Source organism: Atlantibacter hermannii, from assembly GCF_009907385.1.
Classification (GTDB): Bacteria; Pseudomonadota; Gammaproteobacteria; order Enterobacterales; family Enterobacteriaceae; genus Atlantibacter; species Atlantibacter hermannii_A.
The window spans coordinates 97,597-113,940 of the sequence record NZ_JAAATR010000049.1 but is presented as its reverse complement, the minus strand read 5'-3'; the positions used below and the strand labels follow the sequence as shown (position 1 = coordinate 113,940).

Annotated in this window: 19 protein-coding genes; 4 read left to right on the top strand and 15 right to left on the bottom strand. The window is 53.8% G+C overall.

Annotation, left to right across the window (positions count from 1 at the left end; translation table 11 throughout):
- Positions 1-4 precede the first annotated feature (4 nt).
- The 4 genes from glmM to rlmE all read right to left on the bottom strand — a co-directional run bounded on the left by glmM (position 5) and on the right by rlmE (position 4,882).
- On the bottom strand, positions 5-1,342 hold the full coding sequence (gene glmM / locus GV764_RS14100; protein ID WP_161660697.1) for a phosphoglucosamine mutase: 1,338 nt from the start codon (positions 1,340-1,342) through the stop codon (positions 5-7).
- Positions 1,335-2,183: a dihydropteroate synthase gene (gene folP / locus GV764_RS14095; RefSeq protein WP_161660696.1), complete on the bottom strand. Its 849-nt coding sequence runs from the start codon at positions 2,181-2,183 to the stop codon at positions 1,335-1,337. The genes glmM and folP overlap by 8 nt, the downstream gene beginning before the upstream one ends.
- 81 nt (positions 2,184-2,264) lie before the next feature.
- A complete protein-coding gene (gene ftsH, locus GV764_RS14090; protein WP_040459606.1) occupies positions 2,265-4,196 on the bottom strand; it encodes an ATP-dependent zinc metalloprotease FtsH in 1,932 nt (643 codons plus the stop codon).
- Positions 4,197-4,252: 56 nt separating this feature from the next.
- Entirely contained in the window at positions 4,253-4,882 is a 630-nt protein-coding gene (gene rlmE / locus GV764_RS14085; protein WP_161660758.1) for a 23S rRNA (uridine(2552)-2'-O)-methyltransferase RlmE, read from the bottom strand.
- A gap of 155 nt (positions 4,883-5,037) precedes the next feature.
- On the opposite strand from rlmE, the gene yhbY reads away from it, so the two are divergent.
- Positions 5,038-5,331 carry a ribosome assembly RNA-binding protein YhbY gene (gene yhbY / locus GV764_RS14080; protein ID WP_125294245.1) on the top strand — a complete coding sequence of 98 codons (294 nt, stop codon included), beginning with the start codon at positions 5,038-5,040 and terminating at the stop codon, positions 5,329-5,331.
- Between the two features lie 242 nt (positions 5,332-5,573).
- On the opposite strand, the gene greA is transcribed toward yhbY, so the two are convergent.
- Complete coding sequence (gene greA, locus GV764_RS14075) at positions 5,574-6,050, bottom strand: transcription elongation factor GreA (RefSeq protein WP_161660695.1); 477 nt, start codon at positions 6,048-6,050, stop codon at positions 5,574-5,576.
- A 248-nt stretch (positions 6,051-6,298) separates the two neighbouring features.
- Here greA and dacB point away from each other — a divergent pair, with 248 nt between their 5' ends.
- Positions 6,299-7,732 carry a serine-type D-Ala-D-Ala carboxypeptidase gene (dacB, locus tag GV764_RS14070; RefSeq protein ID WP_161660694.1) on the top strand — a complete coding sequence of 478 codons (1,434 nt, stop codon included), beginning with the start codon at positions 6,299-6,301 and terminating at the stop codon, positions 7,730-7,732.
- A 33-nt stretch (positions 7,733-7,765) separates the two neighbouring features.
- On the opposite strand, the gene cgtA is transcribed toward dacB, so the two are convergent.
- From cgtA to rplU, 4 genes are all read right to left on the bottom strand, one after another.
- Positions 7,766-8,938 (bottom strand): Obg family GTPase CgtA, encoded by a 1,173-nt coding sequence (cgtA, locus tag GV764_RS14065; protein WP_125294242.1) that lies wholly within the window; start codon positions 8,936-8,938, stop codon positions 7,766-7,768.
- A gap of 16 nt (positions 8,939-8,954) precedes the next feature.
- On the bottom strand, positions 8,955-9,920 hold the full coding sequence (locus GV764_RS14060; RefSeq protein WP_161660693.1) for a DMT family transporter: 966 nt from the start codon (positions 9,918-9,920) through the stop codon (positions 8,955-8,957).
- 88 nt (positions 9,921-10,008) lie between these two features.
- Positions 10,009-10,266: a 50S ribosomal protein L27 gene (gene rpmA / locus GV764_RS14055; protein ID WP_017457338.1), complete on the bottom strand. Its 258-nt coding sequence runs from the start codon at positions 10,264-10,266 to the stop codon at positions 10,009-10,011.
- 18 nt (positions 10,267-10,284) lie between these two features.
- Positions 10,285-10,596, bottom strand: coding sequence for a 50S ribosomal protein L21 (gene rplU / locus GV764_RS14050; protein WP_002434221.1), 312 nt, complete (start codon positions 10,594-10,596; stop codon positions 10,285-10,287).
- Positions 10,597-10,854: 258 nt separating this feature from the next.
- On the opposite strand from rplU, the gene ispB reads away from it, so the two are divergent.
- Together ispB and sfsB are read left to right on the top strand one after the other, a co-directional pair.
- Positions 10,855-11,826, top strand: coding sequence for an octaprenyl diphosphate synthase (gene ispB, locus GV764_RS14045; protein ID WP_161660692.1), 972 nt, complete (start codon positions 10,855-10,857; stop codon positions 11,824-11,826).
- Positions 11,827-12,030: 204 nt separating this feature from the next.
- The gene (sfsB, locus tag GV764_RS14040) at positions 12,031-12,294 is read left to right on the top strand and encodes a DNA-binding transcriptional regulator SfsB (protein ID WP_125294239.1); all 264 of its coding nucleotides are present in this window, start codon (positions 12,031-12,033) and stop codon (positions 12,292-12,294) included.
- Between the two features lie 66 nt (positions 12,295-12,360).
- Here the strand turns inward: sfsB and murA are convergent, their stop codons facing one another.
- The 6 genes from murA to mlaE form a co-directional block, all read right to left on the bottom strand.
- Complete coding sequence (gene murA, locus GV764_RS14035) at positions 12,361-13,620, bottom strand: UDP-N-acetylglucosamine 1-carboxyvinyltransferase (RefSeq protein ID WP_161660691.1); 1,260 nt, start codon at positions 13,618-13,620, stop codon at positions 12,361-12,363.
- A gap of 51 nt (positions 13,621-13,671) precedes the next feature.
- Positions 13,672-13,926, bottom strand: coding sequence for a BolA family iron metabolism protein IbaG (gene ibaG / locus GV764_RS14030; protein ID WP_002434217.1), 255 nt, complete (start codon positions 13,924-13,926; stop codon positions 13,672-13,674).
- A gap of 127 nt (positions 13,927-14,053) precedes the next feature.
- On the bottom strand, positions 14,054-14,356 hold the full coding sequence (gene mlaB / locus GV764_RS14025) for a lipid asymmetry maintenance protein MlaB (protein ID WP_161660690.1): 303 nt from the start codon (positions 14,354-14,356) through the stop codon (positions 14,054-14,056).
- Positions 14,356-14,985 carry a phospholipid-binding protein MlaC gene (gene mlaC, locus GV764_RS14020; protein ID WP_161660689.1) on the bottom strand — a complete coding sequence of 210 codons (630 nt, stop codon included), beginning with the start codon at positions 14,983-14,985 and terminating at the stop codon, positions 14,356-14,358. Before mlaC ends, mlaB begins: the two co-directional genes overlap by 1 nt.
- A gap of 15 nt (positions 14,986-15,000) precedes the next feature.
- Complete coding sequence (gene mlaD, locus GV764_RS14015; protein WP_161660688.1) at positions 15,001-15,552, bottom strand: outer membrane lipid asymmetry maintenance protein MlaD; 552 nt, start codon at positions 15,550-15,552, stop codon at positions 15,001-15,003.
- Positions 15,553-15,555: 3 nt separating this feature from the next.
- Positions 15,556-16,338: a lipid asymmetry maintenance ABC transporter permease subunit MlaE gene (gene mlaE / locus GV764_RS14010; RefSeq protein ID WP_125294324.1), complete on the bottom strand. Its 783-nt coding sequence runs from the start codon at positions 16,336-16,338 to the stop codon at positions 15,556-15,558.
- Between the last annotated feature and the right edge of the window lie 6 nt (positions 16,339-16,344).

Below are 16,344 nucleotides of genomic sequence, written 5' to 3'. Positions count from 1 at the left end.
TTTTTTACGCCGCTTTAACTGCGTCGGCAATTCGGTTGGCAAACGCAGTGACCTGCTCTTCGTCTTCGCCTTCTACCATCACGCGGATCAACGGCTCGGTGCCGGATTTACGTAACAGCACGCGCCCGCGGTTGCCCAGCGCCTGCTCAACTTCGGCGGTGACCGCTTTCACCTGATCGCTTTCCAGCGGGTCGCCGCTGCCAGCAGTAAAACGCACGTTGACCAGCACCTGCGGGAACAGTTTCATGCCGCTGCACAAGTCGTGCAGGCTCATATGGTTCCTGACCATGGCGGTTAAGACCTGCAACGCCGCGACAATACCGTCGCCGGTGGTGGTCTGGTCAAGCAGAATCACGTGGCCTGAGTTTTCCGCTCCAATGCGCCAGCCTTTCTCCTGCATTTTTTCCAGCACGTAGCGGTCGCCAACTTTGGCGCGGGCAAACGGAATGCCGAGCTGCTTCAACGCCACTTCCAGGCCCATATTGCTCATCAGCGTGCCGACTGCACCGCCGCGCAGTTTGCCCTGGCGCAGGCCCTCGCGGGCGATGATATAAAGGATCTGGTCGCCATCAACTTTATTGCCTTCATGGTCAACCATAATGACGCGGTCGCCGTCGCCGTCAAACGCAATGCCCAGATCGGCTTTTTCTGCCACCACGCGCGCCTGCAGCATCCGCACATCCGTCGCGCCGCATTTTTCGTTGATGTTCACGCCATCCGGCTCGCAACCTACGGCAATGACCTGGGCACCCAGCTCGCGCAGCACGTTTGGCGCAATGTGGTAGGTCGCACCATTGGCGCAGTCCACCACAATCTTCAGACTGTTAAGATTGAGTTCGTTCGGAAAGGTGGCCTTACAGAATTCGATATAGCGTCCGGCAGCATCCACGATACGGCTGGCTTTACCGAGCTGCGCGGAATCAACGCAGGTGATCTCTTTTTCCATTTCGGCTTCTATCGCTTCTTCGACTTCGTCCGGTAACTTGGTGCCGTCAATGGAGAAAAATTTGATGCCGTTATCGTAAAACGGGTTATGCGATGCCGAGATCACGATCCCGGCTTCCGCACGGAAAGTCCGGGTCATGTAGGCAATGGCCGGTGTCGGCATGGGGCCCGTGAAAGAGGCGGACAAGCCTGCGGCGGCCAGCCCAGCTTCCAGCGCCGACTCCAGCATATAGCCGGAAATGCGGGTATCTTTACCAATAATAATTTTGCGGGAGCCATGACGCGCCAGCACCTTCCCGGCGGCCCAGCCCAGCTTCAGCACAAAGTCAGGCGTAATTGGTGCATCCCCTACGCGCCCACGGATGCCATCGGTGCCAAAATATTTACGGTTACTCATAGCGTTTTTTATCCTTCGCTGAAAGTGTAGCTTCGACAACTCTCATTGCTTCTACCGTCTCTTTAACGTCATGGACGCGAATAATCTGCGCCCCCTGCATCGCCGCAATCACAGCACAGGCCAGGCTGCCGCTTAATCGCTCCGTCGGCCCGACATTCAGTAACTGACCGACCATAGATTTACGCGACATTCCCACTAATAGCGGTAGTTCGAAATGATGAAATTCTGCAAGCCTGGCGAGAAGTTGATAATTATGATGGAGATTCTTACCGAAACCGAAACCGGGGTCGAGCAACAATTTCTCTTTTGCGATTCCCGCCGCTTCGCAACGCGCTATTTGTTCAACAAAGTAGCGATTCACCGTCTCAAAAACATCGTCATAATGCGGCGCGTTCTGCATGGTGCGCGGTTCACCCTGCATATGCATCAGGCACACCGGCAGCCCCGTTTGCGCTGCGGCGGTCAGCGCGCCGGGTTCCTGCAACGAACGAATGTCGTTAATGATATGCGCGCCCGCTCTGGCGGACTCAAGGATCACTTCCGGCTTCGAGGTATCGACAGAAACCCAGACTTCGAAACGTTGGGCGATGGCTTCAACGACCGGGATCACGCGCGCCAACTCCTCATCCACGCTGACTTCATCGGCACCCGGCCGCGTAGATTCGCCGCCTACGTCGATGATGGTCGCCCCGGCATTAATCATGGCGTTGGCATGCTTCACTGCGTCAACCAGTTGGTTGTGCTTGCCGCCGTCAGAAAAAGAATCCGGCGTGACGTTGAGAATTCCCATCACGTGGGGGTGCGTAAGATCCAGCGTGGATCCCTGGGCATAGAGTTTCATCATTAATCCTTGAGACCAGTTCACATACCAAAAAAAACCCCGGGCATGCCCAGGGTTTTCTCATTACCGCTTCATTAAAACTTACTTGTCGCCCAACTGTTCTGACATGGTATTGCCCGGATTCGGCGTACGCGGTTCATCAATCGGACGCGGCGCTTGCGGAGTACCATTGTTATCAGAGTTGTTCGTACCGGGATCTTCCCAGCCTGCTGGCGGACGCACGTGGCGGCGAGCCATCAGGTCGTCAATCTGCGGCGCATCAATGGTTTCATACTTCATCAATGCGTCTTTCATGGCGTGGAGAATATCCATGTTGTCATTCAGGATGGTGCGGGCGCGATTGTAGTTACGCTCAATCAACGCTTTCACTTCCTGGTCGATGATACGCGCGGTTTCATCGGACATATGTTTGGCTTTCGCTACGCTGCGGCCCAGGAATACTTCGCCCTCTTCTTCCGCATACAGCAGCGGACCAAGTTTGTCGGAGAAGCCCCACTGGGTCACCATGTTACGCGCCAGGTTCGTCGCCACTTTGATGTCGTTGGACGCACCGGTAGAAACATGCTCGGCACCGTAGATGATCTCTTCAGCAAGACGACCACCGTAAAGCGTGGAGATCTGGCTTTCCAGCTTCTGGCGGCTGGCGCTGATTGCATCACCTTCCGGCAGGAAGAACGTCACACCCAGCGCGCGACCGCGGGGAATAATCGTCACTTTATGTACCGGATCGTGTTCCGGCACCAGGCGGCCAATAATGGCGTGGCCTGCTTCGTGATAGGCAGTCGATTCTTTCTGCGCTTCGGTCATCACCATGGAGCGGCGTTCCGCACCCATCATGATTTTGTCTTTCGCTTTTTCGAACTCAACCATTGAAACGACGCGTTTGTTACCGCGAGCGGCAAACAGCGCGGCTTCGTTTACCAGGTTGGCGAGATCCGCACCGGAGAAGCCCGGCGTACCGCGCGCGATGATGGCCGCATCAATGTCTGGAGACAGCGGAACGCGACGCATATGCACTTTCAGGATCTGCTCACGGCCACGCACGTCCGGCAGGCCAACCACAACCTGACGGTCAAAACGGCCTGGACGCAGCAGCGCAGGGTCAAGTACGTCAGGACGGTTAGTCGCCGCGATAACGATAATGCCTTCGTTACCTTCGAAGCCGTCCATCTCAACCAGCATCTGGTTCAGGGTTTGTTCACGTTCGTCATGACCACCGCCCAGACCCGCGCCACGCTGACGGCCTACGGCGTCGATTTCATCGATAAAGATGATGCACGGCGCGGCTTTCTTGGCCTGTTCGAACATGTCACGAACGCGGGATGCACCCACACCCACGAACATTTCTACGAAGTCGGAACCTGAAATGGTGAAGAACGGTACTTTCGCTTCGCCCGCGATAGCTTTCGCCAGCAGGGTTTTACCGGTCCCCGGAGGGCCGACCATCAGGACGCCTTTCGGGATCTTACCGCCCAGCTTCTGGAAGCGGCTCGGTTCACGTAGATATTCAACCAGTTCGCCCACTTCTTCTTTCGCTTCGTCGCAACCGGCGACGTCAGCGAAGGTGGTCTTAATCTGATCTTCGGTCAGCATGCGCGCCTTGCTCTTACCGAACGACATGGCGCCTTTACCGCCGCCGCCCTGCATCTGGCGCATAAAGAAGATCCAGACGCCAATCAGCAACAGCATTGGGAACCAGGAAATAAAGATGGAAGCCAGCAGGCTCGGCTCTTCAGGCGGCTCGCCAACCACTTTTACGTTTTTGGTAATCAGGTTATCAAGCAGCTTCGGATCGTTAACGGGGATATAAGTCGTGTATTTGTTACTGTCTTTCTTGGTAACGTTGATTTCACGTCCGTTGATACGCGCTTCGCGAACCTGATCCTGGTTAACTTCCTGCAAGAAGGTAGAGTAATCCACCCTACGGCCATTTGACTCGCTGGGCCCAAAGCTCTGGAATACTGACATCAGCACAACGGCAATGACCAGCCAGAGTATTAGGTTTTTCGCCATGTCACTCAAGGGATTAACCTCATATTACAACTGTGTTAACAAACAGCGTCAGGGTACTATAGTTTGCGCCCGGTCGCTACAATGTAAACTTCACGTGAACGGGCACGGGAAGAATCCGGCTTACGAACTTTCACCTTCGTAAACAGGGAGCGAATCTCTCTTAGATACTCATCGAAACCTTCGCCCTGGAACACCTTCACTACAAAACTACCACCCGGCGCCAACACATCGCGACACATATCCAGAGCCAGTTCGACCAGATACATGGAGCGAGGAATATCAACAGCAGGTGTCCCGCTCATATTTGGCGCCATATCCGACATGACAACCTGTACTTTACTCTCACCTACACGCTCCAGCAGCGCTTTCACGACTAATTCATCACGAAAATCGCCCTGAATAAAGTCCACACCGACAATAGGATCCATAGGTAAAAGATCGCATGCGATAATGCGACCCTGGCCGCCAATCTGCGTAACCACATACTGGGACCAACCGCCGGGTGCAGCGCCAAGATCGACAACCGTCATTCCCGGCTTAAAAAGTTTGTCACTTTGCTGTATTTCATCAAGTTTAAACCAGGCTCGGGAACGTAACCCTTTTTTCTGAGCCTGTTGAACATATTTATCGCTAAAGTGTTCCTGGAGCCAGCGGCTCGAGCTGGCAGAACGCTTTTTACCTGTCATTTCAATTTCCATCCGGGTTCATCGTGATACCCACGTGCCGTCAGGCTGAATACCCAGCGCTTTCGCATCGCAGTACAATTTGAAATCTGTTGGGTATTAATGGGAGATGGCGGTAGAATGAACCGTTTTCAATCCCAACGTAAGTAAAAAAACCGATGAATCTGAGTACTAAACAAAAACAGCACCTGAAAGGTCTGGCACATCCGCTCAAGCCCGTTGTTATGCTTGGCAATAATGGTTTGACCGAAGGGGTACTGGCCGAGATTGAACAAGCGCTTACGCATCATGAGCTGATCAAGGTGAAAATCGCTACGGAAGACCGCGAAACGAAAACCCTGGTCGTAGAGGCCATCGTGCGGGAAACCGGCGCCTGTAATGTCCAGGTTATCGGTAAAACGCTCGTTCTGTACCGTCCTTCACAAGAGCGTAAAATTTCGCTGCCGCGTTAATCATCATCGGATGAATCCACATAATTGTAACAATAATGTGGCAGCGCTGAGCAAAATGCCATGCTCTGTGTGATGTTAAAAGGCCGCATTGCGGCCTTTTACCTGGCTTTACAATAGCCGCAGATTTTCGTTGTGCAATCCCCACGGTTTTTTTCTGACGCCCGCCGCCAAACTTTCAACGCAGACGTATATTCTTTAACCATTCGGATTATGCCGAAAATGTGCGCTCATAAGCGCCAATATTAAAGATATTCGACTTTCACGATTTCGAATTCAACTTGTCCGCCCGGGGTGTTGATAACGACCACGTCATCGACTTCTTTCCCTACCAGTCCACGCGCAATTGGCGAGTTCACCGAGATCAGGTTTTGCTTAAAATCCGCCTCGTCATCGCCCACGATGCGGTAGGTTTGCTCTTCATCAGAATCCAGATTCAACACGGTTACGGTTGAACCAAAAATCACACGCCCATTGTTCGGTATTTTAGTGATATCAATCACCTGGGCATTAGAGAGCTTGGCTTCAATATCTTTGATGCGCCCTTCACAAAAACCCTGCTGCTCACGCGCGGCGTGATATTCAGCGTTTTCTTTCAGGTCTCCATGTTCACGCGCTTCGGCAATCGCGGCAATGATCTCCGGACGACGAACGGATTTCAGAAACTCCAGTTCTTCGCGCAATTTATCGGCACCACGTAAGGTCATCGGAATCGCTTGCATTTTTATACCTCTTAAACAGTCCTTTTCGCAGCGGAAACCCCGCTACGGCCAGTATGTCGGCCCGGCCAAAACCCGCAGGCGCCGGGTAACAAACAAAAAAAAACCGACCCGGAGCATGGCACCAGGTCAGGAACGATTTTGCATTTTGATAGGCATTTTAACCTGAAGTTCCCTGAGGGTCATCGTTTACTTTACCGTACGATGCACCGTAGTATGACGGCACGTTTCCAGGCTGTTACCGCGAGATTATGCGATTTACCAGATTTGTCATTGGATTGGCCACAAGTATGGCGTTGACTGCGAACGCAGCAAACGTCGAAGAATACATTAATCAACTCCCCGCCGGCACAAACCTTGCGCTGATGGTGCAGAAAGTCGGCAGCCAAACCCCGGCAATTGATTATCACAGCCAGCAAATGGCCCTCCCCGCCAGCACCCAGAAGGTGATAACGGCGCTGGCGGCACTGCTGCAGCTTGGCCCTGACTATCGCTTTACTACCTCGCTGGAAAGCCGGGGTAGCCAGGAGAACGGCGTGCTTAACGGCGATGTGATCCTGCGCTTTGGCGGCGATCCCACGTTTAAACGTCAGGATATCCGCAATTTTGTCGCGGCGCTGAAAAAAACCGGTATCCAGGAAATTAAGGGAAACGTGCTGATTGATACCTCGGTTTTCGCCAGTCACGATAAAGCGCCGGGTTGGCCGTGGAACGATATGACGCAGTGCTTTAGCGCCCCGCCGTCTGCTGCCATTGTTGACCGCAACTGTTTTTCCATCTCGCTGTACAGTGCGCCGAAACCCGGCGATATGGCGTTTATTCGTATCGCCTCTTACTACCCGGTTACTATGTTCAGCCAGGTAAAAACGCTGCCGAAGGGATCCCCGGAAGCGCAGTACTGCGAACTGGATGTCGTGCCCGGTGATTTAAACCGTTTTACCCTGACCGGCTGCCTGACGCAGCGCGCCGATCCGCTGCCGCTGGCGTTCGCTATTCAGGACGGCGCAGGGTATGCCGGGGCGATATTGAAGTCGGAGCTAAAAACGGCGGGCATCAGCTACAGCGGGACGCTTTTGCGCCAGACGCAGCCCAACCCGCAGGCGACCGTTATCGCCAGCAAGCAGTCGCCGCCGCTCCACGATCTGCTAAAAATCATGCTGAAAAAATCCGACAACATGATTGCCGATACTGTATTTCGCACTATTGGCCGTGAGTACTTCGGCGTACCGGGAACCTGGCGCGCTGGCGCAGATGCGGTACGGCAAATCCTGCGCCAGAAAGCGGGCGTCGATTTGGGCAACAGTATTGTGGTGGATGGCTCCGGCCTGTCACGCCATAACCTGATCTCTCCGGCCACCATGATGCAGGTGCTGCAGTACATCGCCCAGAACGATGCCCAACTGAATTATATTTCGATGCTGCCTCTCGCCGGCTATGACGGCTCGTTGCAGTATCGCGCCGGGCTTCATGAGGCGGGAGTAAACGGGAAAGTATCGGCGAAAACCGGTTCGCTGCAGGGCGTCTATAACCTGGCCGGGTTTATCACCACCGCCAGCGGTCAGAAGATGGCGTTTATTCAGTATTTGTCGGGTTACGCAGTTGAACCAGCCAATCAGCGCAATCGCCGTATTCCGCTGGTGCGTTTTGAAAGCCGTCTGTACAAAGACATTTACCAGAACAACTAAATGGAAAAGGCCGGGAATTCCCGGCCTTTTTTATTAACGTTCGTAGATGATTTCGACGCCTTCGTCGTCATCCTCATCCCAGTCGTCGTCCCAGTCATCATCGGCTTCAGCTTCCATTTCTTCGAGCTGCTGACGGTGATAGTCATCCCACATGAATTCGACTTTTTCCGGGCCGTTCTCGGCATTTTCCTGCGCGATCGGATTTTCGATGATGAAGTTCATTACATCCCAGCACAGCGGGTTTACGCCCTGCTGCGTGGCGGCGGAAATCAGGTAATACTCCCCTTCCCAGCCCAGTGCTTCGGCAATAGCTTTGGCGCGCTGCTCCGCATCTTCGCGATCGATCAGGTCGATTTTATTGAACACTAACCAGCGCGGTTTAGCCGCCAGTTTCTCGCTGTATTTTTCCAGCTCGCCAACGATCACGCGGGCGTTTTCTACCGGATCGGAACCGTCGATCGGATCGATATCAATCAGATGCAGCAAAACGCGGCAACGTTCGAGGTGCTTCAGGAAGCGAATCCCCAGACCCGCCCCTTCCGCTGCGCCTTCGATCAGGCCGGGAATATCCGCAACCACGAAGCTCTTCTCGTTATCCATACGCACCACGCCCAGGCTTGGCACCAGGGTGGTAAACGGATAATCCGCCACTTTCGGTTTAGCGGCGGAAACCGCGCGGATAAAAGTCGATTTACCGGCGTTTGGCAGGCCAAGCATGCCTACGTCAGCCAGCAGCATCAGTTCCAGTTGCAGATCGCGTTTTTCGCCCGGCGTACCCATGGTTTTCTGACGCGGGGTACGGTTGACCGACGATTTGAAACGGGTATTGCCCAGACCGTGCCAGCCGCCCTTCGCCACCATCAGACGCTGACCGTGTTTGGTCATATCGCCCATGGTCTCGCCGGTGCCCTGGTCGATAACACGTGTGCCGACTGGCACTTTGATGGAGACGTCTTTACCGCGTTTACCGGTGCAGTCGCGGCTCTGGCCGTTCTGACCGCGTTCGGCGCGGAATGACTTCTCGAAACGGTAGTCGATCAGGGTGTTCAGGTTCTCGTCGGCTTCCAGCCAGACGTCACCGCCGTCACCGCCGTCACCGCCGTCAGGGCCGCCTTTCGGGATATACTTTTCACGACGGAAGCTAACGCAACCGTTGCCGCCATCACCCGCGACGACCAGAATCGTTGCTTCATCAACAAACTTCATTTTACTTCTCCGTAAATCATTCGCCCGAGCGGGGTAGCGTGACTACCGCTTCGCTTTTACGCCAGCGTCCCCAGAGACGATGACCAATGGCGGAATACATCGCGCCCGCAACCACGACAAACGCACCGACATAACCCAACACGTTGAGCATCGGCCTGGCGAAGAAATCGGGCCAGGCAATGGATAACAAGTCCGAAAACAGCAGGGTAAATAACGGGGTCAGCGTAATCAACGCGCTGACCTGTGCCGCTTGCCAGCGCGCCATCGCCTCAGCGAGCGCGCCATAACCTACCAGCGTGTTCAAACCGCAAAAAACCAGGCATGCCAGTTGCCAGGTGCTTAATTGCCCGATGACTTCAGGATCGGCCAGCGGGAACATCGCAATAGTACATAAAGTGTACAGCAAAAAGAGGATCTGTTGCGAGGCCAGCCGTCGCAGCAAAACTTTCTGCGCCACGCCGTAACTCACCCAAACCGTTGCGGCACCCACGCCGAAAATAACGCCCCACGTGTAATCCGTTAAACGTGTGAAGATTTCTATCAGGCTGGTGTTGAAAAACATCACCAGACCAGACAGCAGCATAATGGCCCCTACTACCTGGGTTCCCCGCATCTTCTCTTTGAGGATAAAGACGCTAGCCACCATCATTCCCACGGGCGATAGTTGACCAATCACCTGCGATGCCGTCGGGCTTAAATACTGCAGCGAAGAACTGAACAGGATAAAGTTACCGAACAGTCCTCCGGTCGCGATAGCTAATAAAATCAGCCAACGCGGTTTACGAAACATTTTAAGCGGCGGCAACCTGCCCTTTACGGCCAGGATTGCGCCTAACCCAATCGATGCCATCAGAAAGCGGTAAAACACCACCGTAGGCGGTTCCATTACCGTCAGGACCTGTTTCATCGCAATGGGAAGCGCGCCCCAACAAACCGCCGTAGTAAGCGCCAGAAGAATACCGATGCCAGCCTGCTGTTTCATGAAAATCCCTGGAGAATTTTCCAGATACGGAATGTAAAAAGCCCCGCAACAAGTGCGGGGCTCAATCCGTTACCGGGACACGAAAAACTTATTCAGCAACGATGCTGATGAATTTACGGTTTTTCGGACCTTTAACTTCGAACTTAACTTTACCGTCAGTCAAAGCGAACAGAGTGTGGTCACGGCCGCAACCTACGTTCGAGCCAGCGTGGAACTTGGTGCCACGTTGACGAACGATGATGCTGCCTGCCAGAACTGCTTCACCGCCAAAGCGTTTCACGCCCAGACGTTTAGCTTCGGAATCGCGACCGTTACGAGTTGAGCCGCCAGCCTTTTTGTGTGCCATTTAATCTGCTCCCCTGTATTAAGCGCTGATGCCAGTGATTTTCACATCAGTGAACCACTGACGATGGCCTTGCTGCTTACGGTAGTGTTTACGACGACGAAACTTAACGATTTTAACTTTCTCGCCACGACCGTGAGCAACAACTTCAGCTTTGATTACGCCGCCATCAACGAAAGGAACGCCGATTTTGACATCTTCACCGTTTGCGATCATCAGAACTTCAGCGAACTCAACAGCTTCGCCAGTTGCGATGTCCAGCTTTTCCAGGCGAACGGTCTGACCTTCGCTTACTCGGTGTTGTTTACCACCACTTTGGAAAACCGCGTACATATAAAACTCCGCTTCCGCGCACGCCTTCTATAGGATTCAGAGTGCGCTACAAATATTCACAATAGGGCGCGAATATTACGCAAATCGTGAGCCTTTGACAAGTCCTGTCGTGAAACAGCGCAGAAAAAAAACACAACATTGATGGTGACGTTTATCTGCTACGTTTTTACGGTACAATCAACCTACAACTTCAACCCTACTATCATACGTTCTTCCATTGTTACTTGTGGTAAACAGGACGATAGCCAGACTTTTGCGATGAATTTAGAAAAAATTAATGAGTTAACCGCGCAAGATATGGCGGGCGTGAATGCGACCATCCTGGAGCAACTCAACTCGGATGTTCAGCTTATCAACCAGTTAGGCTATTACATCGTGAGCGGCGGCGGTAAGCGCATCCGCCCGATGATTGCCGTGCTTTCCGCGCGCGCGCTCAATTACCAGGGCAACGCGCACGTGACCATTGCGGCGCTGATCGAGTTCATTCATACCGCCACGCTGCTGCACGATGATGTGGTGGATGAATCCGATATGCGTCGAGGTAAAGCGACGGCAAACGCAGCTTTTGGCAACGCCGCCAGCGTACTGGTGGGCGATTTTATTTACACGCGCGCGTTTCAAATGATGACTCAGCTCGGTTCGCTAAAAGTGCTGGGCGTCATGTCAGAGGCCGTCAACGTCATTGCCGAAGGTGAAGTGCTTCAGCTAATGAACGTCAACGATCCGGATATCACTGAAGAAAGCTACATGCGCGTTATCTACAGTAAAACCGCGCGTTTGTTCGAAGCGGCATCTCAGTGCTCCGGCATCCTGGCAGGCGCCAGCGACGTTCAGGAGAAAGCGCTACAGGATTATGGGCGCTATCTGGGCACTGCGTTCCAGCTCATCGACGACTTGCTGGATTACAGCGCGGACGGCGAGCGGTTGGGTAAAAACGTCGGCGACGATCTCAATGAAGGGAAGCCCACGCTGCCGCTGTTGCACGCCATGTGGAATGGTACCGAGGATCAGGCAAAGATGATTCGCGATGCGATTCAACAGGGCAGTGGCCGTCACCTTCTCGATCCGGTGCTTCACACCATGGCGGAATGCGGCTCGCTGGAGTGGACCCGTCAGCGTGCTGAAGAAGAGGCGGATAAAGCCATCGCGGCTCTGGATGTACTGCCAGATACGCCATACCGCGAGGCATTAATCGCCCTGGCACATATGTCTGTTCAGCGCGACCATTAATCTACTTGCTTCTCTCATTTCTGCGCCGTCCGGCGCAGAAATTTTCTTCTGAAACTCACATCGCTTGCATCAAATAGTGCGTATCTGTGCACACTTCTGGTTATATCCAAAACTAACAAGAACCATTAGGAACTTTTCATGTTATATCTGTGACAGGAGAAAACAGCAGGCGAAAGATCGCATCATTTTGTATAGAGGGAAAACATGCAAAAGAAAGTTACAGACTGGCATCCGGCCGACATTATTGCCGGGTTACGCAAAAGGGGGACCTCTTTAGCGGCTGAGTCACGTAAAGCAGGGTTGAGTTCTTCCACACTGGCTAACGCGCTAACACGCCCATGGCCCAAAGGGGAACGTATCATTGCCGATGCACTGGGAGTAGAGCCCTGGCTGATCTGGCCATCCCGTTATTATGACCCTAACACCCACGAGTTTATCGATCGCTCGCAACTGATTCGATCGCGATAAAAAAAGCCGGGATAATCCCCGGCTTACAGGCTGGTTAATGGCGCAATTAATGCGCCATTATCAGAATCAACTGGATTTTACACGCTCGATACTGGCACCCAAGCCGCGTAATTTTTCCTCAATGCGCTCATATCCACGGTCGATATGGTAAATGCGATCGACATAGGTCGAGCCCTGAGCAATACACCCTGCCAGCACCAGGCTCGCCGAAGCGCGTAAATCCGTCGCCATTACCTGTGCCCCGGACAGTTTTTCCACACCGTGGCAGATCACGGTATTGCTCTCGATTTCAGCATGCGCGCCCATACGGATCAGTTCAGGCACGTGCATAAAGCGGTTTTCGAAAATGGTTTCGGTGATCACACCGGTACCTTCCGCTACCAGGTTCAACAGGGTGAACTGCGCCTGCATATCGGTTGGGAATGCCGGATGCGGCGCGGTGCGCACGTTGACCGCTTTTGGACGCTTGCCGTGCATATCCAGGCTAATCCAGTCTTCGCCCACTTCGATATCGGCACCCGCTTCACGCAGCTTCGACAGCACGGCGTCCAGGGTATCCGGGCGGGTATTGCGGCACACCACTTTACCACCGGAAATTGCAGCAGCCACCAGGAAGGTGCCGGTTTCAATACGGTCCGGTAGAACACGGTAAACCCCGCCGCCCAGGCGTTCGACGCCTTCAATAACAATGCGGTCCGTTCCCATTCCGGTGATTTTCGCACCCAGGGTATTCAGGAAGTTGGCGGTATCGACGATTTCAGGCTCGCGCGCGGCGTTTTCAATAATCGTGGTGCCTTCAGCCAGCGTCGCTGCGGACATAATGGTCACCGTTGCGCCAACGCTAACTTTATCCATAACGATATGCGCGCCTTTCAGACGGCCCTGAACAGAGGCTTTCACATAGCCCTCTTCCAGTTTGATCTCAGCGCCCAGTTGCTCAAGGCCGACAATATGCAGATCCACCGGACGCGCGCCGATCGCGCAGCCGCCCGGCAGAGAAACCTGGCCCTGGCCAAAACGCGCGACCAGCGGCCCTAACGCCCAGATAGAGGCGCGCATAGTTTTCACCAGCTCGTAGGGCGCACAGAAAATATTGACGCTGCTGGCATCAATCCACACGGAACCGTTGCGCTCAACTTTAGTACCCAGTTGGCTCAGCAGTTTCATGGTGGTATCAATGTCTTTCAGCTGCGGTACGTTCTGGATTTCAACCGGCTCCTCAGCCAGCAGCGCGGCGAACAGGATCGGCAGCGCCGCGTTTTTAGCGCCGGAAATCGTCACCTCGCCCTGAAGCCGGCACGGACCTTGTACACGAAATTTATCCATGGAAATTTATCTCTTAATAATCACACAGGCTGCCGGCACCAGGCCCACAGCTTAGAAACCACTTAATTTACGATCGCGCGCCCACTCTTGCGGCGTGTACGTTTTGATAGACACCGCATGAATGCGGTTTTCGGCGATCAGGCCCATCAGCGGTCCGTAAACCGTCTGCTGTTTTTTCACCCGGCTCATTTCTGCAAACAGGTCACCCACTGCAATAACCTGGAAGTGGCTGCCGTCGCCGGTGACGTGAACTTCCTGAAGGGGCAGTGCGTTCATCAGCACTGTCTGGATTTCATGATTTTCCATGGGGATCTCTATTGGTCGTTAAGTGAAAACAGGCCAAACATTTTAGAGGAAAGTGAGGCGCGCTTAAACAAACAAAAAGCCTCGCAATCATTGTTTGCGAGGCTTTCGGAGTAATGTACTGAAAAGATTAGGATACCGTAGCAGGTAAAAGCCTGTCAGGCAGGTTATAAAGCTTTGCAAGGGTGGCCAGGTTATCGCTTATCCCGGCCAGGCTCACGGCTCTCCCCCCCTGCCGTCCAGTATCAACCAGGTGCAGTAACAGCGCCAGGCCGGACGTATCAACACGTTGCAGCGCGTTAAGATCGATGACATCAATGCCTGCCATCGCCGCTTCGCGCTGTTCCCACAGCGCGACCACGGTCTCCTGATCGAGTTCGCCACGCAGAATCAACCGTTCTCCTTCACGTTGCCACTCCAGCGTGTCTGCCATTATTTCTTATCGTCCAGCGTGATCGGTTGACGAGAAATAGACTGCAACTGCGCGGTCAAACCATCAATGCCTTTGGTACGCAGCAGGTCACTCCATTCGTTTTGCTTGGTGGTGATCATACTGACGCCTTCGGCAATCATGTCATACGCCTGCCAGTTGCCAGTTTGGCTGTTTTTACGCCACTGGAAATCCAGACGTACTGGCGGACGACCGTTAGGATCGACGATGGTGACGCGAATCGGCACGATCGTCGCATCGCCCAGCGGCTGTTCAGGAGCGATCTGGTAGGTTTGGCCGTGATACATCGCCAACGCCTGGCCATACGCCTGTTTCAGATATTCGCGGAACGCGGCGAAATAGGCGTCACGCTGTGCAGGCGTGGCCTCTTTATAATAGCGGCCCAACACCAGTGCTCCGGCGTATTTCACCTGAACATAAGGCAGCAGCTCCTGATCCACCACCTGGCGCAGGTAGTCCGGGTTTTTCCGAATTTGCGGTTGCTCGTTTTTAAGACGATCAAAGGTTTTCTGGGCCGCTTCCGTCATCAGCTTGTAGGGATTTGACTGATCGGCCGCGTGCGCCAACGGGGCAATCACCAGCATGGCAACCATTAACAGACGTTTAAACATAGTGTGATTCTCCAGTTAGTTCGTCGTGCCGTTTTGAGGCATTGATTCAGTATGTTCGGCGCCAGGCGCTGGCGCATCGCCTGGATTCTGATTCTCGCCACTGTTGTTTTTGTACAAGAACTGACCAATCAGGTCTTCGAGTACGATGGCGGATTTGGTGTCCTGAATGGTGCCGCCATCTTTCAGAATTGAAGATCCTAGCTCAGGATCGTCAAAACCGATATTCAATGCCAGATACTGCTCGCCTAACAGACCGGAAGTGCGGATTGAAAGGGAACTGGTGTCCGGGATCTGGTTATAGCGATCTTCAATGTCCATGGCGACACGCGGTAAATAGGTTTTCGGGTCGAGTTCGATATCCGCTACCCGGCCAATCACCACCCCGCCAACACGCACCGGCGAACGGGCTTTCAGGCCGCCGATATTATCGAAAGTGGCATAGATGCGGTACGTCGGCTCCGTGCGCATTGACGTGACGTTCGCCACTTTCAGGCAAATAAACAGCGCCGCCAGCAGTGCCACCAGCATAAAAACGCCGACCCAGATTTCAGTTTTCTTCGTTTGCATGACTTAATTCCCAAACATCAGTGCAGTAAGCACAAAATCCAGGCCAAGAACGGCCAGCGATGCGTGCACAACAGTACGTGTAGTTGCCCGGCTAATCCCTGCTGAAGTCGGGATAGCATCATAACCATTGAATAACGCGATCCACGTTACCGTAATGGCGAAAACGACACTTTTAATCAGGCAGTTGACCAGATCCATGCGCCAGTCGATGGCGCTTTGCATCGCCGACCAGTAGAAGCCGGCATCAATACCTTTCCAGCTGACGCCTACCAGCGCGCCGCCCCAAATCCCCACGGCGACGAAAATGATGGTCAACAGCGGCAATGAAATCACCCCCGCCCAAAAGCGCGGTGAAATAACCCGGCGTAACGGGTCGACCGCCATCATTTCCATACTGGAAAGCTGTTCGGTGGCGCGCATCAGGCCAATTTCCGCCGTCAGCGCCGAACCGGCTCGCCCGGCGAACAATAGCGCGGCCACCACCGGCCCCAGTTCACGTAATAATGACAGCGCCACCAGCATGCCGAGACTGGTTTCTGCGCTATAGGTGGTTAACACCAGATAGCCCTGCAACCCCAACACCATGCCGATAAAAACGCCGGAAACCAAAATGATAACCATCGACAGCACGCCGACGTTATACAGCTGGCGCAGCAAGAGCGGGGTATGCTTACGGAACTCCGGTTTCCCAATCAGCGCATTGAATAGCATTAAACCGGCACGACCAAAGGACGCGCAGCTTTTCAGCGTGCGATGGCCTAACGATGCCAGTGCATTTAACAGCATGAGCGG

Bases quoted from the DNA above. Each gene is read 5' to 3' on its own strand.
- glmM (WP_161660697.1), bottom strand. From the start codon at position 1,342: ATGAGTAACCGTAAATATTTTGGCACCGATGGCATCCGTGGGCGCGTA.
- folP (WP_161660696.1), bottom strand. From the start codon at position 2,183: ATGAAACTCTATGCCCAGGGATCCACGCTGGATCTTACGCACCCCCAC.
- ftsH (WP_040459606.1), bottom strand. From the start codon at position 4,196: ATGGCGAAAAACCTAATACTCTGGCTGGTCATTGCCGTTGTGCTGATG.
- rlmE (WP_161660758.1), bottom strand. From the start codon at position 4,882: ATGACAGGTAAAAAGCGTTCTGCCAGCTCGAGCCGCTGGCTCCAGGAA.
- yhbY (WP_125294245.1), top strand. From the start codon at position 5,038: ATGAATCTGAGTACTAAACAAAAACAGCACCTGAAAGGTCTGGCACAT.
- greA (WP_161660695.1), bottom strand. From the start codon at position 6,050: ATGCAAGCGATTCCGATGACCTTACGTGGTGCCGATAAATTGCGCGAA.
- dacB (WP_161660694.1), top strand. From the start codon at position 6,299: ATGCGATTTACCAGATTTGTCATTGGATTGGCCACAAGTATGGCGTTG.
- cgtA (WP_125294242.1), bottom strand. From the start codon at position 8,938: ATGAAGTTTGTTGATGAAGCAACGATTCTGGTCGTCGCGGGTGATGGC.
- GV764_RS14060 (WP_161660693.1), bottom strand. From the start codon at position 9,920: ATGAAACAGCAGGCTGGCATCGGTATTCTTCTGGCGCTTACTACGGCG.
- rpmA (WP_017457338.1), bottom strand. From the start codon at position 10,266: ATGGCACACAAAAAGGCTGGCGGCTCAACTCGTAACGGTCGCGATTCC.
- rplU (WP_002434221.1), bottom strand. From the start codon at position 10,596: ATGTACGCGGTTTTCCAAAGTGGTGGTAAACAACACCGAGTAAGCGAA.
- ispB (WP_161660692.1), top strand. From the start codon at position 10,855: ATGAATTTAGAAAAAATTAATGAGTTAACCGCGCAAGATATGGCGGGC.
- sfsB (WP_125294239.1), top strand. From the start codon at position 12,031: ATGCAAAAGAAAGTTACAGACTGGCATCCGGCCGACATTATTGCCGGG.
- murA (WP_161660691.1), bottom strand. From the start codon at position 13,620: ATGGATAAATTTCGTGTACAAGGTCCGTGCCGGCTTCAGGGCGAGGTG.
- ibaG (WP_002434217.1), bottom strand. From the start codon at position 13,926: ATGGAAAATCATGAAATCCAGACAGTGCTGATGAACGCACTGCCCCTT.
- mlaB (WP_161660690.1), bottom strand. From the start codon at position 14,356: ATGGCAGACACGCTGGAGTGGCAACGTGAAGGAGAACGGTTGATTCTG.
- mlaC (WP_161660689.1), bottom strand. From the start codon at position 14,985: ATGTTTAAACGTCTGTTAATGGTTGCCATGCTGGTGATTGCCCCGTTG.
- mlaD (WP_161660688.1), bottom strand. From the start codon at position 15,552: ATGCAAACGAAGAAAACTGAAATCTGGGTCGGCGTTTTTATGCTGGTG.
- mlaE (WP_125294324.1), bottom strand. From the start codon at position 16,338: ATGCTGTTAAATGCACTGGCATCGTTAGGCCATCGCACGCTGAAAAGC.